A 19167-nucleotide genomic window follows, 5' to 3' on the forward strand; every position below is an offset into this window, starting at 1 on the left:
GTACGCCGTCGTAGGCGCGGCCGTACGGAAAGCACCCAGAAGGGGCCCGGCCCACGCGGGGTGCGTGGACCGGGCCCCTTCCTTCAGGCCTTCGGGTTCCGCCTGCGGGTCAGGCCTGCGCCGGCTCGCCCTCGCGGGCCTCCTCCGGCTCCGGCTGATCCGGGACGCCCGCCCTGGCCGCGCGCTTGGCGGCCTTCTTCTTCGCGCGGCGCTCCTTGCGCAGCTCGACCATCGCGTACAGCGTCGGCACGAGCAGCAGGGTCAGCAGCGTGGAGCTGATCAGACCGCCGATCACCACGACGCCCAGCGGCTGCGAGATGAAGCCGCCCTCGCCGGTGACGCCGAGCGCCATCGGGAGCAGGGCGAAGATGGTCGCGAGCGCCGTCATCAGGATCGGGCGGAAGCGGTGGCGGCCGCCCTCGACGACCGCCTCCATGATCCCGAGGCCCTGGGCCCGGTACTGGTTGATCAGGTCGATCAGCACGATGGCGTTGGTGACCACGATGCCGATGAGCATCAGCATGCCGATCATCGCGGGGACGCCCAGCGGGGTGCCCGTGACGAGCAGGAGGGCCAGCGCGCCGGTCGCCGCGAACGGCACGGAGACCAGCAGGATCAGCGGCTGGACGAGCGACCGGAACGTGGCCACCAGCAGCATGAAGACGATCGCGATGGCCGCCAGCATGGCGAGGCCGAGCTGGGCGAAGGCCTCGTTCTGGTCCTCGGTGACGCCGCCGATGGTGGCGGTGGCGCCCTCCGGCAGGTCCAGGGCGTCGATCTTCGCGGCGAGATCGGTGGAGACCGCGCCGGTGTTGTCGCCGACGGGCTTGGCGGTGATCGTCGCCGAGCGCTGTCCGTCGATCCGGGTCATCGAGACCGGGCCGGGGACGACCTTCACGTCGGCGATGTCGCCGAGCTTCACCGGGCCGAGCGGCAGGGCCTTCAGCTCGGCCACGGTGGCGGCCGGCTTCGCGGACCGGATGACGATGTCGCGCTCGGTGTCGTCCAGCGTCGCGGAGCCGGCGGGCGTACCGCGTACGGCTCCGGCGACGATCCCGCCGAGGGCGGCGGAGTCGAATCCGGCGGCGGCCGCCTTGTCGTTGGCGGTGACCGCGATGCGCGGGACGCTCTGCGCCAGGTCGCTCTGGACGTCGGTGACGTCCTTGAGGGTGGCGACCTCGTCCCGGACCGCCTCGGACGCCTTCTTCAGGACGTCGGCGTCGGCGGCCTTGACGACGACGCTCAGGTCCTGGGCGCCGAAGCCGTCGCCCGCGGTGATGGTGGTGTCGCCGATGCCGTCGAGCTTGCCGAGGGCCTCGTCGATACGGTCCTGGGCGTCCTCGTAGTCCGCGGCGTCCTTCAGGGTGACCTGGTAGGAGGCCTGGTTGGCGCCGGTGCCGCCGCCGAAGGCGGCCATGAAGCCGGAGGAGCCGACGGTGACCTGGTAGTCCTTGACGCCCTTGTCCTCGGTCAGGACCTTCTCGACCTTGCGAGCCGCCTCGTCGACGGCTTCCAGGCTGGTGCCGGGGGCGAGTTCCTGCTTGACGGTCAGGACCTCCTGCTCACCGGCGTCGAAGAAGTTCGTCTTCAGCAGCGGGACCATGCCGAAGGTGCCCAGCAGCACGGCGACGGCGATGACGAGGCTGGTGATCCGGCGGCGGGTCGCGAAGCGCAGGACCGGGACGTAGATCCGCTGGAGCCTGCTGGCCGCTTCCTTCTCCTCGGCCAGGCGCCGGGCCTCCGCCGCGTCCTCGGGGGTGCCCTTGGGCGCGCGCAGGAACCAGTACGACAGGACCGGCACCACGGTGAGCGAGACCAGCAGGGAGGCGAGCAGCGCCGCGGTGATGGTCAGCGAGAACGAGCCGAAGAGCTGGCCGACCATGCCGCCGACCAGACCGATGGGCAGGAAGACCGCGACGGTGGTGAGCGTCGCGGAGGTGACCGCTCCGGCGACCTCCTTGACCGCGTTGATGATCGCCTCGTGGCGCTCCTCGCCGTAGCCGAGGTGCCGCTTGATGTTCTCCAGGACCACGATCGAGTCGTCGACGACCCGGCCGATGGCGATGGTGAGCGCGCCGAGGGTGAGCATGTTGAGCGACAGGTCGCGGGTCCAGAGCACGATCAGCGCGAGGACGATCGAGAGCGGGATGGAGACCGCGGTGACCAGCGTCGAGCGGATCGAGGCGAGGAAGACCAGGATCACGACGACCGCGAAGACCAGGCCGAGCGCGCCCTCCGTGGTCAGCCCCGAGATCGACTTGGAGACGGCGGGCCCCTGGTCGGAGACGACGGTCAGCTCGGCGCCCGCGCCGAGGTCCTTACGGAGGTCGGGCAGCTTGTCCTTGACGGCGTCCGAGATGGCGACGGCGCTGCCGTCCTTGTCCATCGTCGCCATCACGGCGAGGCTCGGCTTGCCGTTGGTGCGGGTGATGGAGACCGCCGTGGACGGCTCCTGCTTCACCTCGGCCACGTCACCGAGGCGCACCGGCTTTCCCGGCTCGTCCCCGCCGCCCGCCGGGGCCTTGGCGACGACCTGGAGGTCCTCGATCTGCTTCAGGGAGGTGTAGGGGCCGCCGACCTGGATGGTGCGGCTCTTGCCGGACTCGGAGAAGGAGCCGGCCGGGACGGTGGCGCCGCCCGACTGGAGGGCCTGGGCGAGCGTGGCCGCGTTCAGGCCGGCCGCGGCGAGCTTCCGGTCGTCGGGGACGACGGAGACCTGGAGGTCCTGCACGCCGTCCACGGTGACCTGGCCGACGCCGTCGATGTCCTGGAGGGCCGGGACGACCGTGCGGTCGAGCTGGTCGGCCAGCGTCTGCTGGTCCTTGTCGGAGGTGACGGCGAGGACCACGGTCGGGATGTCGTCCGTGGAACCGGCGATGACCTGGGGGTCGACATCGGAGGGCAGCTGGGCGCGGGCCCGGTTGACCGCCTGCTGGATGTCCGCGACGAGCTGCTTGGTGCCCTCGTCGCCGAAGTCGAAGGTCGCCATGATGAGGGCGTTGCCCTCGCTGGCGGTGGAGGTGACGGACTCGACGCCGTCGACGGCCTTGAGGGAGTTCTCCAGCGGTTCGACGACCTGCTTCTCGACCACATCGGGGGACGCACCCTGGTAGGGCGCCAGCACCGAGACCATCGGCAGTTCGATGGTGGGCAGCAGTTGCTGCTTGAGCTGCGGGATCGCTATCGCGCCGAAGACGAGCGCGACGATCGAGATCAGCCCGATCAGGGCCCTTTGCGCGAGGCTGAATCTGGACAGCCAGGACATGGGTGGGTCTCTCTTCTGTGGCGTACGCGGCAGAGGGCGGGGAAGGGGGAACAGCGGGGACCACCCCTCCAGCCCAGTCCTACGATCTCCGCTCCGCACAGCCGAAACGTCGCCCGCCGGGCTGCTTTCTCATGGCCGCGCATACCGCAGGTGGAGTACACCTCCGTACACCGTGCCCGCCCTCCAGGTCGGTCCGCGTCAGTCCGCGCGGGGGCGCACCAGGCCCGATTCATAGGCGATGACCACCAGTTGGGCCCGGTCCCGGGCGCCGAGTTTCGCCATCGCCCGGTTCACATGGGTCTTGACGGTGAGCGGGCTGACCTCCAGCCGCTCGGCGATCCGGTCGTTGGGGTGGCCGCCCGCGACCTGCACCAGCACCTCGCGTTCGCGGCCGGTGAGCGCCGCCAGCCGCTCCGCGTACTCCGCGCTGTCCGGCCCCTCCTCCGAACGGCCGCCCTGGGCCAGGAACGTGGCGATGAGCCCCTTGGTCGCCGCCGGGGAGAGCAGCGCCTCGCCGGCCGCGGCGATCCGGATGGCGTTGAGGAGTTCGTCCGGCTCCGCGCCCTTGCCGAGGAAGCCGGAGGCTCCGGCGCGCAGCGACTGGACCACGTACTCGTCGACCTCGAAGGTGGTGAGCATGACCACCCGCACCGCGGCCAGCTCCGGGTCGGCGCTGATCATGCGGGTGGCGGCGAGCCCGTCGGTGCCCGGCATCCGGATGTCCATGAGGACCACGTCGGCGCCGGTGGCGCGGGCCAGCTCGACGGCCTGGGCCCCGTCGGCGGCCTCGCCGACCACCTCCATGTCCGGCTCGGAGTCCACCAGCACCCGGAACGCGCTGCGCAGCAGCGCCTGGTCGTCGGCGAGCAGCACCCTGATCGGCGCTTCCCGGGCGTCGGGCGTCGGCTGGTTCATCGGCGGAGCCCCGTCCCGCCCGCTGTGCCCGGCCGGTCCGGTTCACCCGTGCGGGCCTCGACGGGAAGGATCGCATGGACCCGGAAGCCGCCGCCGTACCGAGGTCCCGCGGTGAGGGCCCCGCCGAGGGCGGTGACGCGTTCCCGCATGCCGACCAGGCCGTGGCCGCCGTCCAGGCCCTGCCCGTCGGCCGGACCTCCGTCGGCCGGTCCCGGCCCGCCGCCCGGTGCGGCCCCGGGGCGCCGGCCGGCGCTCCCCCGGCCGTTGTCGAGCACGGTGACCTCGGTGGTGGCGCCCACCCGTACGACGCTCACCTCGGCCCTGGCCCCGGCGCCCGCGTGCTTGCGGACGTTGGTCAGGGCCTCCTGGATGACCCGGTAGGCGGCGAGGTCGACGGCGGCGGGCAGCCGCTCGCGGTCGGCGCAGGCCACCTCGACGGGGAGCCCGGCGTTGCGGAAGGTGGCGACCAGTTCACCGAGGACGGCGAGCCCGGGGGCCGGTTCGGTGGGCGCCTCGGGGTCGCCCTGCTGGCGCAGGAGGCCGACGGTGACCCGGAGCTCGTTGAGGGCGGAGCGGCTGGCGTCGCGGACATGGGCGAGCGCTTCCTTGGCCTGGTCGGGGCGCTTGTCCATGACGTGGGCGGCGACCCCGGCCTGGACGTTGACCAGGGCGATGTGGTGGGCGACGACGTCGTGGAGGTCCCGGGCGATCCGCAGCCGCTCCTCGGCGACCCGGCGGCGGGCCTCCTCCTCCCGGGTCCGCTCGGCCCGCTCGGCCCGCTCCCGGATGGCGTCGACGAACGCGCGCCTGCTGCGTACGGCGTCCCCGGCGGCGGAGGCGAGACCGGTCCAGGCGAAGACACCGAAGTTCTCCTGGCTGTACCAGGGGGTGGAGCCGAAGACCATCGCGGCGGCGGTGAGCCCTCCCATGGTCAGCAGCCCGACCCGCCAGGTGGTGGGGCGGTCGGTGCGCGAGGCGACGGTGTAGAGGGCGATGACGGTGCTCATGACCACCGGGGCGGGCGGGTCCATCACGATGTACTCGACGGCCGCGAGCGCCGCGGTGACGGCGAGGACCTGCATCGGGCGGCGGCGCCGCAGGCCGAGGGCCGCGGCGGCGAGGGTCATCAGGAACACGCTGAACAGCTCGGGGGTACGGGCCCCGAAGGCCGGGGGCCCGTGGCCGTCGCCCGGGGCGGTGAACGAGCTGAAGATCATCGCGACGAGGGTGCAGAACGCCAGGGCCGCGTCGAACGCGAGCGGATGATCCCGCAGCCAGCGGCGGGCGCGCGCGAAGCCGGACGAAAGGGTGGTCACGTCCAGCAACGGTACGCGGCCGCTCCTCGGCGGCGTGAGCCTTCCCCGACAAGCACGGGCGGGGGCCCGGCCCGGAAGCACCCCTGCCCCGCGGCCGGCGGACCGGACGCGGGGCAGGGGTGCTGGGGCCGACAGGCCCTGGGTGCTGGTGGGCGGCCCGTGGGTCAGTTGGGGATGAGCCCGTCGTCGCTGAGCATGGCGCGGACGTCTTCCAGGGTGGCGTCGGGCGCCGGCAGGATCAGCTCGGACGGCTCCAGGGAGTCGTCCGGCAGCGGAGTGCCGAGCTCGCGCACCTTGTCCAGGAGTGCGTGGAGGGTGGTGCGAAAGCCGGGGCCGTCGCCGCTCTCCATCTCCTTGAGCAGGACGTCGTCGAGCTCGTTCAGCTCGACGAAGTGACTGTCGGCCAGCTTGACCTGGCCCTCCCCCATGATCCGTACGATCATGACGCTGCCCTTACTGCTTGTCGAACTTGTGCGGGGACGACTGCTGCGACTGCTGTGAACCGTCCTGGGCGCCGCCCTCGATGGCCTGCTGCGAGGACGAGGAACCGCCGGCCAGCTCGGCCTTCATGCGCTGGAGCTCCAGCTCCACGTCGCTGCCGCCGGAGATCCGGTCCAGCTCGGCGGCGATGTCGTCCTTCGCCGTGCCGGTCGGGTCGTCCAGGGCGCCGGAGGCGAGCAGCTCGTCGATGGCGCCGGCCCGCGCCTGGAGCTGCTGCGTCTTGTCCTCGGCCCGCTGGATCGCGAGGCCGACGTCGCCCATCTCCTCGGAGATGCCGGAGAAGGCCTCGCCGATCCGGGTCTGGGCCTGGGCCGCCGTGTAGGTGGCCTTGATGGTCTCCTTCTTCGTGCGGAAGGCGTCGACCTTGGCCTGGAGGCGCTGGGCCGCGAGGGTGAGCTTCTCCTCCTCGCCCTGCAACGTGGTGTGCTGCGTCTCCAGGTCGGTGACCTGCTGCTGGAGGGCGGCGCGCCGTGACAGCGCCTCGCGCGCCAGGTCCTCACGGCCCAGCGCCAGCGCCTTGCGGCCCTGGTCCTCCAGCTTGGACGACTGGCCCTGCAACTGGTTCAGCTGCAACTCCAGGCGCTTGCGGGACGTCGCCACGTCGGCGACGCCGCGACGCACCTTCTGAAGCAGCTCCAGCTGCTTCTGATACGAGTAATCGAGGGTCTCGCGCGGATCCTCGGCCCGGTCAAGGGCCTTGTTTGCCTTCGCGCGGAAGATCATCCCCATACGCTTCATGACACCGCTCATGGGCTTCGCGCGCCCCCTTCTGACGGACTGAGCTCCAGCACTCCCGATAGAACCCACAGTACGGGCCCTGCCTCTATTACCGCACTGTTCGGACGCGGATGTGCTCCTCCCCAAGGACGACTGCGTCCGGCGAACGCTCCCGCCCAGGGTGTAGGTGAGGCCCCGGGACCGTCCCCGACGGACTGCCGGACCGGCCCGTGACGGGCTTCGGAACAGCCGGTAAACGCCCGTATCGGCCGGTCGGGGCCCTTGTGGGCACCCGCTCCGTTGCCGGATCGTGCCCGCCCGGGGCACCGGGTCGGCGCGCCGACCCCGTACCCTTGGGTTTTGTGTTCCGTAGCCGTGCCAAGACAGAGAAGGCCCCCACCGACAAGGTGACGGCGGACCTCTCCCAGCAGCCCCGCGACCCGCAGGCTCCCAAGGGTCGCCCCACCCCCAAGCGCAGCGAGGCCCAGTCGCAGCGGCGGCGTGCCGCGTCCGCGGCGCCCGCCGACCGCAAGGCGGCCATGAAGCGCCAGCGCGAAGCGCGCCGCGCCGACCTGGCCCGCCAGCGTGAGGCACTGGCGAGCGGTAAGGAGCAGTACCTCCCGGTCCGCGACAAGGGCCCGGTCCGGCGCTTCGTCCGCGACTACGTGGACTCGCGCTTCTGCGTCGCCGAGTGGTTCCTGCCGCTCGCCGTGATCATCCTGATCCTCAGCGTGATCCAGGTGCAGAACATCCAGAGCATCTCGCTGCTGCTGTGGCTCGGTGTGATCATCCTGATCGTGATCGACTCGATCGGTCTGTCGTTCCGCCTGAGGAAGCAGCTCCGCGAGCGCTTCCCGGACACGCCGAAGCGCGGCGCCGTGGCGTACGGCCTGATGCGCACGCTCCAGATGCGCCGGCTGCGGCTGCCGAAGCCGCAGGTCAAGCGCGGAGAGCGGCCCTGAGCACGGAGGCCTCCGGCTTCACCGGGGTCTCCTCGGCACGGCCGGCGGGTCTCGGCGGCGTACGCGACACGGTCCGTCAGGAGCTGGTCGCCCGGCAGCTGGACGAGCAGATAGCCGGACGGTTCCCGGTGGGCCGTCGGCTGCGCGTCCTGGACGTCGGCATGGGCCGGGGCACCCAGGCGCTGCGCCTCGCGCGGGCCGGTCATTCGGTGACCGGGCTGGAGTCGGACGCGAAGATGCTGGCCTCGGCCCGGGCGGCCCTGGCGGGCGAGCCGGAGGGCATCCGGGAGCGGGTCCGGCTGATCGAGGGCGACGGCCGGGACACCGGCGTGCACTTCCTGCCCGGCAGCTTCGACGTGGTGCTGTGCCACGGCGTCCTGATGTACGTCGAGGAGCCGGACCCGATGCTGGCCGGGCTCGCCCGGATGCTGGCACCGGGCGGTCTGCTCTCCCTGCTCGTACGGAACGCGGACGCGCTCGCGATGCGCCCGGGGCTCGCCGGTGACTTCGGTGCGGCCCTGACCGCCTTCGACACCGCCGCGTACACCGACCGCCTCGGCCTCACCGTGCGCGCGGACCGGCTCGACGCCCTGCGCGCCACGCTCGCCGGAATCGCCGCGCCGCTGCACGCCTGGTACGGGGTGCGGGTCTTCACGGACAACGTCGGCGACGACGTGGAGCTGCCGGCCGAGGAGCTGGAGCGGGTCCTGACCCTGGAGGACCGGGCCGGGCGGACCGACCCGTACCGGGGTGTGGCGGCGCTGCTGCATCTGTGCGGGGTGCGCGGCTAGCCGGAGGGCGGCGGGCCCGTTCGGCCCATCAGCAGGGGCACCCGTACGGGCCGGGCCCCAGACTCCGGATATGGACGCATCCCCCTCCCGCAGCCGGGCGCGCAGGCTGCTGCTCCCCCTGTCCGCGGCCGTCTGCGCCATCGCCCTGGCCGGCGGCTGCTCCGGTACGGATCCGGCGGCCCCGGCCCCCGAGGCCAGCGCGTCGGGCACGGCGCAGGGTGCGGTGAAGCGCGCCCCCGACGATCTGGAGAACGCCTACCGGAACGTCATCAACGACGTGCTGCCGTCGGTGGTGCAGATCGACGCCTCGGAGGGGCTCGGCTCCGGGATCGTGTACGACGACAAGGGGCACATCGTCACCAATGCCCATGTGGTCGGTGACGAGAAGAAGTTCAAGGTCAGCGTCGCCACCGGGGAGGCGGTGCTGAGCGCCACGCTGGTCTCCTCCTACCCGGAGCAGGACCTGGCCGTGATCAAGCTCGACGAGGTGCCGGACGGGCTGCGGGCCGCGAAGTTCGGCGACGCGGAGAAGGTCGAGGTCGGGCAGATCGTCCTGGCGATGGGCTCGCCGCTGGGGCTGTCCAGCAGCGTCACCCAGGGCATCGTCTCCGCGCTCGGCCGGACCGTGAGCGAGAGCCGCGCGGGCGGGGGCACGGGCGCGACGATCGCCAACATGGTGCAGACGTCCGCGGCGATCAACCCGGGCAACAGCGGCGGTGCGCTGGTGAACCTCGACAGTCAGGTGATCGGCATCCCGACCCTGGCCGCGACCGACCCGCAGATGGGCGACAGCGCGGCGCCGGGCATCGGCTTCGCGATCCCCGTGTCGATGGTGAAGACGGTCGCCGACCAGATCATCAAGGACGGCAAGGTCACCGACTCCGGCCGGGCCGCGCTGAACATCACCGGCCGCACGGTCGTCGACGCCGACTACCGCCCCGCCGGGGTGGCGCTGGTCAGCGTGGAGCGGGGCGGGGCCGCGGACAAGGCGGGGCTGAAGCCCGGGGACACGATCACGAAGATCGGTGACACCCCGGTCACCACGATCACCTCGCTCTCCGAGGCGCTGGCGGGCGACAAGCCGGGCCAGAAGGTGACGGTGACGTACACGCGCGACGGCGACAGCCGGACGGCGGAGGTCACGCTCGGGGAGATCTGAGCCCCCGGAGTCCGAAAGGGGCGGTACGGGTTTCCCGTACCGCCCCTTTCGACCGCTCGCGCGTCAGGCGCCGTCGGCCTGAAGGCTCATCGGGCCGTAGATCTTGGTGGTGTCCTCGAAGAGCGTCACCTGTGCGGCACCGCCCTCCAGGAGCTCTTTCCAGTACTCACCGATCCAGGACTCCGCGTCGCCCTGGGTGGTGAACTCCTCCGGCTGCAACGCCGGCTCCGTCTCCGTACCGTCGGACTTCTCGAACCGCCACGTCCACGCCATGTCCGCCTCCTGGGTCGCGTTGCTGCTCCGCAGCCTAGCCGGGCGCGCACCTGACCGGGGGACACGGGAGGATCAAGGGGTGGAACTGACACTGCTCGGCACCGGAGCCCCCGACGGGCTGCCGCGCCCCTCCTGCCCCTGTGCGGTCTGCGCATCGGCCCGCGGCCCGTGGGCGCGGGCCGCGACGGCGTTGCTGGTCGACGACGCGCTGCTGCTCGACCTCACCCCCGGCGCGATGTTCGCGGCCGCCCGTGCGGGGCATTCGCTGAGCGCGGTCCGCCAGGTGCTGCTGACCCACCCGCACGACGGGCCCGCCGTCGAACTGCCCGCCCTGCTGCCGCCCGCCGCGCGGGTCCCGGACGGCCAGGTCCTGACGCTGATCAGCGGGCACCGGGTCCGGGCGGTGGCGATGGACGCCCCGGGGACGGGTTACGAGGTGACCTCCCCGGAGGGCGAGCGGCTGCTGTACCTGCCGCCGGGCGCCGCCCCCGCCGGGCTGCCCGAGCGGGTGGAGCGGCCGTACGAGATGGTCGTCCTCGATGTGATCGGGCGCCCCGACGCGGTGGCCCGGCTGCGGGCGGCCGACGCGGTGGGCCCGACGACCGAGGTGATCGCGGTCCATCTGGACCATGACGCCCCGCCGGGCCCGGCGCTGGAGCGGCGGCTCGCGGCGGCCGGGGCGCGGGCGGTGCCGGACGGGACGACGCTGGTGGTGGGCGAGTACCACGCGGTGCCGGACGTGCCGCGCCGGGTGCTGGTGACAGGGGGCGCGCGGTCGGGGAAGTCGCTGGAGGCGGAGCAGCGTCTGGAGACGTTCCCCGAGGTGGTGTACGTGGCGACCGGCGGCCGCCGCGACGGGGACCCGGAGTGGGCGGCTCGGATCGGACTGCACCGGGAGCGCCGGCCGGGCGTCTGGCGGACCGAGGAGACCTGCGAACTCACGGGGCTGCTGGGGGCGGACGGGCCGCCGCTGCTGATCGACTGCCTGTCGCTGTGGCTGACCGACGCGATGGACCGGGTGGGGGCCTGGGAGGACGAGCGGTGGCGCGACGGCGGCGAGGCGGCGTTGCGGGAGCGGGTCGCGGAGCTGGTGGCCGCGGTGCGGGAAACCCGGCGGCAGGTGGTGCTGGTGACCAACGAGGTGGGGTCGGGGGTGGTCCCGGCGACGGCGGCGGGGCGGCGGTTCCGGGACGAGCTGGGGCGGCTGAACGCGGCGGTGGCGGCCGAGTGCGAGCAGGTGCTGCTGGTGGCGGCGGGGCAGGTGCTGGTGCTGCGGGGGTGAAGGGGGGCGGCAGCGGGTGAGGGGGTGCCAGTGCTCGGGCCTGCGGCTCCCGTGGGGTACGGGCGTGGCCGGTTCCGCCGCTCGCGGCCCGTCCCGTCTCCGGGGCTGACCGGTACTGTTCCGGGCGGGGGCCCGCAGGGTTCCCGGACCGGACCGACCTGACGACCCGCGAGGCAGACCTCCGTGAACCTGGACGACTTCTCCGACCTGATCCAACGCCCCGACGGGGGTGTGCGGCGCGATGCCGAGGAGCGGCGCGAGCGGCTGACCGTCCCTCCGGGAGCGCTCGGGCGCCTGGACGAGCTGGGCGAGTGGCTCAGCGCCGCGCAGCAGTCCGTGCCGGTCAAGGCCGTCGAGCAGCCGCGCCTGGTGCTCTTCGCCGGTGACCACGGGGTGGCGGAGCTGGGTGTCTCGGGCCGGCCGGCGGGCGGCGCGTACGAGCTGGTGCGGGCCGTCCTGGACGGGGCGAGCCCGACCGCCGTGCTGGCCCGGCGGTTCTCGGTGCCCACGCGGATCGTGGACGTATCGCTGGACTGCGATCCGGAGCTGCTGCCCGAGTCCGTGGTGCGGCACCGGGTGCGACGGGGTTCGGGGCGGATCGACGTCGAGGACGCGATGACCGCACAGGAGGCCGAGCAGGCGATCCGCCTCGGTGTGGCGATCGCCGACGAGGAGGCGGACTCCGGCACCGATCTGGTGGTGCTCGGCGACCTCAGCGTGGGCGGTACGACGGCCGCGGCCACCCTGGTCGCCGCCCTCTGCGGAACGGACGCCTCCGTGGTGACCGGGCGCGGTGGTGCGGGCATCGACGACCTGGCGTGGATGCGTAAGTGCGCGGCGATCCGGGACGCGTTGCGCCGGGCCCGGCCGGTGCTGGGCGACCAGGTGGAGCTGCTGGCCACGTCGGGCGGGGCGGATCTGGCGGCGATGACGGGGTTCCTGTTGCAGAGCGCGGTGCGCCGGATGCCGGTGATCCTGGACGGGGTGGTCTCGGCGGCCTGCGCGCTGGTGGCGCAGCGGGCGGCGTTCCGGGCGCCGGACTGGTGGCTGGCCGGCCAGGTCAGCGGGGAGCCCGCGCAGTCGAAGGCGCTGGACCGGATGGCGCTGACCCCGCTGCTGGACCACGGGGTGACGGTGGGCGAGGGCAGCGGTGCGCTGCTGGCCCTGCCGCTGGTGCAGGCCGCGGCGGCGCTGGCCGCCGAACTCCCGGAGCGCGAGCCGGAGAAGGCCGAGGAGGACGAGGGAGAGGGAGCAGAGGCGTCGGAGTCCGAGGAGGCGGCGGCCGTCGACCGGTCCTGAGGGCCGCTCCCCCACCGCGCGGACGAGATCGGCGTCACCCCGATGCCGCTCAACTTCGTGCCGCCCCGGTCCGTCTTCGGAAGGGATCCGACCGACGAACCGACCGAACGACCGACCGGGGGCCCTTTCCATGCTGTTCCTGAAGAGCGGATGAACCGTCTCTCCGCGCTGCGCCGGGCGGCGGTACGGGAGTGGGGCTCGCTGTTCACCGCCGTACGGCAAGGGCTCGCCGCGCACGGAGTGCGGGCGCTCGCGCTGACGCTGACCGCGGTGGCGCTGACGGCCGTCGTCCAGGTGACGCAGAACCAGCCCTGGGGCTACGAGCCGGTGCGGAGCCTCGGTGCCGTCCGGGCCGAGGACCCGCTGCCGTCGGCCCTGCTGCGTACCCCGCTGTCGCTGTTCGTGCCCGCGCTCCATCTGCCGGTGTGGGGTGCGCTGGCCCAGATCCTGCTGGTGTTCGGGGTGGCGGAGGTGTGCCTGGGGCGGTGGCGCACGCTCGCGGTGGCGTACGGGGCGACGCTGGCCGGGACGCTGTACGCCCGGGTCGGCATCGCCCTCGGGCCGGAGACGTTCCTGGGGCTGCCCGCCTCCGACGCGCAGGTGGTGGACACCGGTCCGTCGGCGGCGGTCGTCGGGCTCGCGGTGTACGTCTGCCACCAGCGGCGCGCCTGGTTCACCGGGGCGCTGGTGGTCCTCGCGATGGTGGTGGAGGTCCTGGTCAAGGACAACCTGGCGGGCCGCGAGCATCTGGCCGCGATCGCCGCCGTCCTGGTGGTGTGCGGCGTACGGGAGTGGCGCGGGCGGCGGCGCACTGCCCGGGACCCCGGCGCGGCGGTCAGGACTTGGGGCCGGGCGGCAGCGGAACCCGGTCCGGGGCGCCGCCGATGAGGTCCTGGAACTTCCGGCGCGGCCCGGCCCACCGCACATCGTGGTGGTAGGCCCGCAGCATCGCCCGGGAGCGGGTCCGGTGGCGGTGGCGGTAGAAGCGCCGGGCCCACGGGGACGCGGGGCGGGCCAGCCGGATCGCGCCGACCAGCGCGACGAACGGGACGAGGGTGCCGAGCACCGCCATCCGCAGCTTGCCCTTGAACAGGCAGATCAGGACGAAGCAGAAGTTGATGACGTACGTCGTGATGACGCCGAGCCTGCCCTGCTGCTCCTCGTCGCTGACGTCGTCGACGCCGAGCGGGGAGAAGCCCGCCAGGACCAGCAGCACCAGCGAGGCGGTGAGCACCACCACCTCCACGCTCTGGCGCCCCTCCTCGGTCCAGTACACATCGTCCAGGTGCAGGATCAGGGCGAACTCGTCGAGCACCAGACCGGCCCCCACCCCGAAGATCACCGCGAACACCCCGGCGGCCACCCCGTGCCGCCCGCTGGCCACCGCGCCGAACCCGCCGACGACGGAGAGGACGACCCCGGGCACCACATGGTGGATGTGCACCCCGCCCGGCGTGATGTTGCGGAACGGGCCCTTCCCGGCGCGGATCATGCGGGTGATGGTGCGGGTGATCGCGAAGGTCAGGACGAAGGCGGCCAGCGCGAGGAGCAGCGGCAGCTTGCCCGGCTCCGCGATGTTCTCGTGCCACCAGTGACCCATGCCACCCACTCCCGATACGTCAGGTTTCGCACAGACAGGCGCGTTTCGCCCAATCTATCCGTGCGGCCCAGCGGCTAGCCTGCGCGCGGTGACCTCCCTGAACAGCCACGGCATACGTTTCGCCTTCGGCACCCTGACCGTGCTGCCGGTCCGGGTGACCCGCTGGGACCGCGCGACCGCCCGCTCCGGCATGCTCTGCGCCCCGCTCGCCGGGCTCGTCGTGGGGCTGTTCGCCGCCGCCCTCGGCTCGCTGTCGCTGCTGGCCGGCCCGGGGCCGCTGCTCGCGGCGGTGGCCTCGGTCGCGGTGCCGGCCGTGCTCACCCGGGGGCTGCATCTCGACGGTCTGGCGGACACGGCGGACGGGCTGGGCAGCGGGAAACCGGCCGAGGACGCGCTGCGGATCATGAAGCAGTCCGACATTGGGCCGTTCGGTGTCATCACCCTGCTGCTGGTGCTGCTGGCGCAGGTCGCGGTCCTCTTCGAGCTGTACGGGGAGGGCTGGGCGCACGGGGCGCTCGGGACCGTCGTCGCGGCCGTCGCCGCCCGGCTGGCGCTGACCCTGGCGTCCCGTCAGGGCGTCCCGGCGGCCCGGCCGGAGGGGCTCGGGGCGACGGTGGCGGGCACGGTTCCGGCCGGGCGGGCGCTGCTCGCGGTGGCGGCGACGGTGGCGCTGTGCGCGGCGGCGGGTGCCGTGTTCGGTCCGTACGGGGCGCTGCGCCACGGGCTCGCGGTGCTGGGTGCGCTCGCCGCCGCCGAACTGCTGCTGCGGCACTGCGTGCGGCGGTTCGGCGGGGTCACCGGGGATGTCTTCGGGGGCGTGGAGGAGACCGCGGCGACGGCGGCCCTGGTGGTGCTGACGTTCGGGACCTGACGGTGCGGCACACCCCGGGGGCCGTTTCCCGACCGCCTTACCGGTCGGAAAGACGGTCGGGAAGGCCCGCCGCCGTCACGGAGCAGGAAGTGCGCGCGTAGGCTCATTCCCGGCACATCGTCGGGGCGTCTACGATGCGCCGGGCACGGTCGGCCCACCCCTCGACCGAACTCGAACTCAACGGAAGCGAGATTTCACCACCGTGACTGCTCTCACTCTCAGCACTGCCGGTGCGGCGACGCTGCGCGCCGACGCACTCGTCGTCGGCGTCGCCAAGGGCGTCAAGGGACCGGTCCTGGCACCCGGCTCCGAGGCCGTGGACAAGGCGTTCGACGGCAAGCTCGCCGCCGTCCTCGCGACCCTGGGTGCCACCGGTGCCGAGGGCGAACTGACCAAGCTGCCCGCCGCGTCCGGCCTCAAGGCCCCGGTCGTCGTCGCGGTCGGCCTCGGTCCGGTCCCGGACAAGGAGGACGCCTACGACGCCGAGGCGCTGCGCCGTGCGGCGGGCACCGCGGCCCGTGCGCTGTCCGGCTCGAAGAAGGCGGGCTTCGCGCTGCCCGCCGGCTCCGTCGAGGACGCCGCCGCCGTCGCCGAGGGCGCGCTCCTCGGCTCGTACGCCTTCACCGCCTACCAGGGCGGCGAGAACAAGCTGGCCCCCAAGGACGCCAAGTCCAAGGACAGCGGCCCGAAGCAGCCGCTCGCCGAGGTGGCCCTGCTCGGCGGCAAGCCGCGCGACAAGGCCTACAAGGCGGCCGTCGAGCGTGCCCTGGCCCTGGTCGAGGAGATCAACCGGGCCCGCGACCTCATCAACACCCCGCCGAACGACCTGTACCCCGAGTCCTTCGCCGCCGTGGCCGCCGCCGCGGGCAAGGAGCACGGCATCAAGGTCCAGGTCCTCGACGAGAAGGCCCTCGTCAAGGGCGGCTTCGGCGGCATCCTCGGCGTCGGCCAGGGCTCGGCGAACGGCCCGCGCCTGGTGAAGCTCGCCTACACGCACCCGAAGGCGGAGAAGACCCTGGCCTTCGTCGGCAAGGGCATCACCTACGACTCGGGCGGCATCTCGCTCAAGCCGGCCGGCCACAACGAGACGATGAAGTGCGACATGAGCGGCGCGGCCGCCGTGTTCGCCGCCGTCGTCACGGCCGCCCGCCTGGGCCTGAAGGTCAACGTCACCGGCTGGCTGGCGCTCGCCGAGAACATGCCCTCCGGCAACGCCACGCGCCCCGGTGACGTCCTGCGCATGTACAGCGGCAAGACCGTCGAGGTCCTCAACACCGACGCCGAGGGCCGGCTCGTCCTGGGCGACGCGCTGACCCGCGCCTCGGAGGAGAAGCCGGACGCGATCGTCGACGTGGCGACCCTGACCGGTGCGATGGTGCTGGCGCTCGGCAACCGCACCTTCGGCATCATGGCCAACGACGACGCCTTCCGTACGTCGATCCACGAGATCGCCGACGAGGTCGGCGAGGCCTCCTGGCCGATGCCGCTCCCCGCCGACCTGCGCAAGGGCATGGACTCCCCGACCGCCGACATCGCCAACATGGGCGAGCGGATGGGCGGCGGCCTGGTCGCCGGTCTGTTCCTCAAGGAGTTCGTGGGCGAGGGCATCGCCTGGGCGCACCTGGACATCGCGGGTCCGGCCTTCCACGAGGGCGCCCCGTACGGCTACACGCCGAAGGGCGGCACCGGCTCCGCGGTCCGCACGCTGGTGCGGCTCGCCGAGCGCACCGCCGACGGCGACCTGGGCTGAGCCGGAATCCGCCGATGACACGTACGGCCCCGGGCATAAGGTCCGGGGCCGTACGTGTTGTCCGGGCGGTGCCGGTGAGAAGGGGGCGGGGTTTCGCTCTCGACGAACACCGACCGGATCCGTAGGTATCTACGCAGCAGTAACCCTCCGGAACGGACGATCATCCGTCCCGGACCCGGGCCCCGCGTCCCGCCCACCGTCGACAAGTGCGAAGATGGGTTCTCGGCAGGACAGGGCCCCCACCACAGGGCCGAAGACAAAAGCGGCCGCACACCAGCCGACCGGCCGGTCACACCCCAGCGACGGGGCCCGGCGTACGGCGCACATGCATGGAGGACGTGACGTGGCGAACGACGCCAGCACCGTTTTCGACCTAGTGATCCTCGGCGGTGGCAGTGGCGGTTACGCCGCGGCCCTGCGCGGAGCGCAGCTGGGCCTGGACGTCGCCCTGATCGAGAAGGGCAAGGTCGGCGGTACCTGCCTGCACAACGGCTGCATCCCCACGAAGGCCCTGCTGCACGCGGGCGAGATCGCGGACCAGGCCCGCGAGTCGGCCCAGTTCGGCGTGAAGGCCACCTTCGAGGGCATCGACATGGAGGCCGTCAACAAGTACAAGGACGATGTGATCTCGGGCCTGTACAAGGGTCTCCAGGGTCTCATCGCCTCGCGCAAGGTCCACTACATCGAGGGTGAGGGCAAGCTCTCCTCCCCCACCTCGGTGGACGTGAACGGCCAGCGCGTCCAGGGCCGCCATGTGCTGCTGGCGACCGGCTCCGTGCCGAAGTCGCTGCCGGGCCTGGAGATCGACGGCAACCGGATCATCTCCTCGGACCACGCGCTGAAGCTGGACCGCGTCCCGAAGTCCGCGATCGTGCTGGGCGGCGGCGTCATCGGCGTCGAGTTCGCCTCGGCGTGGAAGTCCTTCGGCACCGAGGTCACGATCGTCGAGGGCCTCAAGCACCTCGTCCCGGTCGAGGACGAGAACAGCTCCAAGCTTCTTGAGCGCGCGTTCCGCAAGCGCGGCATCAAGTTCAACCTCGGCACCTTCTTCGACAAGGCCGAGTACACGCAGGACGGCGTCCGTGTGACGCTCGCCGACGGCAAGACCTTCGAGGCGGAGATCCTCCTCGTCGCGATCGGCCGCGGCCCGGTCTCGCAGGGCCTCGGTTACGAGGAGCAGGGCGTCGCGATGGACCGCGGCTATGTCCTGGTCGACGAGTACATGCAGACCAACGTCCCGACGATCTCGGCCGTGGGCGACCTCGTCCCCACCCTCCAGCTCGCCCACGTCGGCTTCGCCGAGGGCATCCTGGTGGCGGAGCGCCTGGCCGGTCTGAAGACCGTCCCGGTCGACTACGACGGCGTGCCCAAGGTGACGTACTGCCACCCCGAGGTCGCCTCCGTCGGCATCACCGAGGCGAAGGCCAAGGAGATCTACGGCGCGGACAAGGTCGTCGCCCTCAAGTACAACCTCGCGGGCAACGGCAAGAGCAAGATCCTGAAGACCGCGGGCGAGATCAAGCTCGTCCAGGTCAAGGACGGTGCCGTGGTCGGCGTCCACATGGTGGGCGACCGCATGGGCGAGCAGGTCGGCGAAGCCCAGCTGATCTACAACTGGGAGGCGCTGCCCGCCGAGGTCGCCCAGCTCATCCACGCACACCCGACGCAGAACGAGGCGATGGGCGAGGCTCACCTGGCGCTGGCCGGCAAGCCCCTCCACGCCCACGACTGATCCCCCGGTCCCGGGCGCGACGACCGACCACTTCCGCATTTTCGTAAGGAGCAACTGAAACCATGTCGGTTTCCGTAACCCTTCCGGCGCTCGGCGAGAGCGTCACGGAGGGCACTGTCACCCGCTGGCTGAAGGCCGAGGGCGAGCGCGTCGAGGCCGACGAGCCGTTGCTCGAGGTCTCGACCGACAAGGTCGACACCGAGATCCCCGCCCCCGCGTCCGGTGTGCTGGCCTCCATCAAGGTCGCCGAGGACGAGACCGTCGAGGTCGGCGCCGAGCTGGCCGTCATCGACGACGGCTCCGGCGCTCCGGCCGAGGCCGCGGCCCCCGCCGCCGAGGCGCCTGCCGCCCCGGCCGAGGCTCCGGCCCCGGCCGCCGAGGCCCCCGCCGCTCCGGCTCCCGAGGCTCCGGCTCCGGCCGCTGCCCCGGCCGGTGGCGCCTCCGGCACCGACGTCACCCTCCCCGCGCTCGGCGAGAGCGTCACCGAGGGCACCGTCACCCGCTGGCTGAAGGAGGTCGGCGAGGAGGTCGCGGAGGACGAGCCCCTCCTCGAGGTCTCCACGGACAAGGTCGACACCGAGATCCCCGCCCCGGTCGCCGGTGTGCTGCTGGAGATCGTGGTCGGCGAGGACGAGACCGCCGAGGTCGGCGCCAAGCTCGCCGTCATCGGCGCCCCGGGCGCGGCTCCGGCCGCCGCTCCGGCGCAGCCCGCCGCCCCGGCCCAGGAGGCCCCG

At 72.7% G+C, this 19167-nt stretch carries 17 protein-coding genes; 10 read left to right on the forward strand and 7 right to left on the reverse strand.

The genetic code is table 11. The features are described from left to right. Positions 1-109: 109 nt before the first annotated feature. The 5 genes from A3Q37_RS29040 to A3Q37_RS29060 form a co-directional block, all read right to left on the reverse strand. A complete protein-coding gene (locus A3Q37_RS29040; RefSeq protein ID WP_065488929.1) occupies positions 110-3265 on the reverse strand; it encodes an efflux RND transporter permease subunit in 3156 nt (1051 codons plus the stop codon). Between the two features lie 198 nt (positions 3266-3463). Continuing rightward, positions 3464-4180 (reverse strand): response regulator transcription factor, encoded by a 717-nt coding sequence (locus tag A3Q37_RS29045; protein WP_065488931.1) that lies wholly within the window; start codon positions 4178-4180, stop codon positions 3464-3466. After that, positions 4177-5496 carry a sensor histidine kinase gene (locus A3Q37_RS29050; RefSeq protein WP_065488965.1) on the reverse strand — a complete coding sequence of 440 codons (1320 nt, stop codon included), beginning with the start codon at positions 5494-5496 and terminating at the stop codon, positions 4177-4179. The genes A3Q37_RS29045 and A3Q37_RS29050 overlap by 4 nt, the downstream gene beginning before the upstream one ends. Before the next feature lie 164 nt (positions 5497-5660). Then, positions 5661-5939, reverse strand: coding sequence for a PspA-associated protein PspAA (locus A3Q37_RS29055; protein WP_006123934.1), 279 nt, complete (start codon positions 5937-5939; stop codon positions 5661-5663). 10 nt (positions 5940-5949) lie between these two features. After that, positions 5950-6735: a PspA/IM30 family protein gene (locus A3Q37_RS29060; RefSeq protein ID WP_024263376.1), complete on the reverse strand. Its 786-nt coding sequence runs from the start codon at positions 6733-6735 to the stop codon at positions 5950-5952. 341 nt (positions 6736-7076) lie between these two features. Between A3Q37_RS29060 and A3Q37_RS29065 the strand changes: the two genes are divergently transcribed. The 3 genes from A3Q37_RS29065 (at position 7077) to A3Q37_RS29075 (ending at position 9626) form a co-directional block, all read left to right on the forward strand. Beyond that, complete coding sequence (locus A3Q37_RS29065) at positions 7077-7676, forward strand: DUF3043 domain-containing protein (RefSeq protein ID WP_065488936.1); 600 nt, start codon at positions 7077-7079, stop codon at positions 7674-7676. 83 nt (positions 7677-7759) lie between these two features. Continuing rightward, positions 7760-8467 carry a methyltransferase domain-containing protein gene (locus tag A3Q37_RS29070; RefSeq protein WP_079138032.1) on the forward strand — a complete coding sequence of 236 codons (708 nt, stop codon included), beginning with the start codon at positions 7760-7762 and terminating at the stop codon, positions 8465-8467. Between the two features lie 70 nt (positions 8468-8537). Then, positions 8538-9626, forward strand: coding sequence for a S1C family serine protease (locus tag A3Q37_RS29075; RefSeq protein ID WP_065488941.1), 1089 nt, complete (start codon positions 8538-8540; stop codon positions 9624-9626). A 63-nt stretch (positions 9627-9689) separates the two neighbouring features. On the opposite strand, the gene A3Q37_RS29080 is transcribed toward A3Q37_RS29075, so the two are convergent. Then, the gene (locus A3Q37_RS29080; protein ID WP_010057779.1) at positions 9690-9899 is read right to left on the reverse strand and encodes a hypothetical protein; all 210 of its coding nucleotides are present in this window, start codon (positions 9897-9899) and stop codon (positions 9690-9692) included. A 79-nt stretch (positions 9900-9978) separates the two neighbouring features. Between A3Q37_RS29080 and A3Q37_RS29085 the strand changes: the two genes are divergently transcribed. The 3 genes from A3Q37_RS29085 (at position 9979) to A3Q37_RS37390 (ending at position 13368) form a co-directional block, all read left to right on the forward strand. Continuing rightward, on the forward strand, positions 9979-11181 hold the full coding sequence (locus tag A3Q37_RS29085; protein WP_065488943.1) for a bifunctional adenosylcobinamide kinase/adenosylcobinamide-phosphate guanylyltransferase: 1203 nt from the start codon (positions 9979-9981) through the stop codon (positions 11179-11181). 183 nt (positions 11182-11364) lie between these two features. Beyond that, positions 11365-12480 carry a nicotinate-nucleotide--dimethylbenzimidazole phosphoribosyltransferase gene (gene cobT, locus A3Q37_RS29090; protein ID WP_065488945.1) on the forward strand — a complete coding sequence of 372 codons (1116 nt, stop codon included), beginning with the start codon at positions 11365-11367 and terminating at the stop codon, positions 12478-12480. A gap of 150 nt (positions 12481-12630) precedes the next feature. Further along, entirely contained in the window at positions 12631-13368 is a 738-nt protein-coding gene (locus A3Q37_RS37390) for a hypothetical protein (RefSeq protein WP_065488947.1), read from the forward strand. On the opposite strand, the gene A3Q37_RS29100 is transcribed toward A3Q37_RS37390, so the two are convergent. After that, positions 13316-14080, reverse strand: a complete 765-nt coding sequence (locus A3Q37_RS29100; protein ID WP_065488949.1) for a hypothetical protein — start codon at positions 14078-14080, stop codon at positions 13316-13318. The genes A3Q37_RS37390 and A3Q37_RS29100 overlap by 53 nt on opposite strands. Positions 14081-14168: 88 nt before the next feature. On the opposite strand from A3Q37_RS29100, the gene A3Q37_RS29105 reads away from it, so the two are divergent. The 4 genes from A3Q37_RS29105 to A3Q37_RS29120 form a co-directional block, all read left to right on the forward strand. Next, positions 14169-14951, forward strand: coding sequence for an adenosylcobinamide-GDP ribazoletransferase (locus A3Q37_RS29105; protein WP_065488951.1), 783 nt, complete (start codon positions 14169-14171; stop codon positions 14949-14951). Positions 14952-15153: 202 nt separating this feature from the next. After that, entirely contained in the window at positions 15154-16701 is a 1548-nt protein-coding gene (locus tag A3Q37_RS29110) for a leucyl aminopeptidase (RefSeq protein WP_065488953.1), read from the forward strand. Positions 16702-17044: 343 nt separating this feature from the next. Beyond that, positions 17045-18433, forward strand: a complete 1389-nt coding sequence (gene lpdA, locus A3Q37_RS29115) for a dihydrolipoyl dehydrogenase (protein WP_030583661.1) — start codon at positions 17045-17047, stop codon at positions 18431-18433. Between the two features lie 62 nt (positions 18434-18495). Further along, positions 18496-19167, forward strand: a 672-nt coding sequence (locus A3Q37_RS29120) for a biotin/lipoyl-containing protein (RefSeq protein WP_304364745.1), incomplete at its 3' end; no start/stop codon positions are given.

The organism is Streptomyces sp. PTY087I2, assembly GCF_001687325.1.
In the GTDB taxonomy this organism is placed as follows: domain Bacteria; phylum Actinomycetota; class Actinomycetes; order Streptomycetales; family Streptomycetaceae; genus Streptomyces.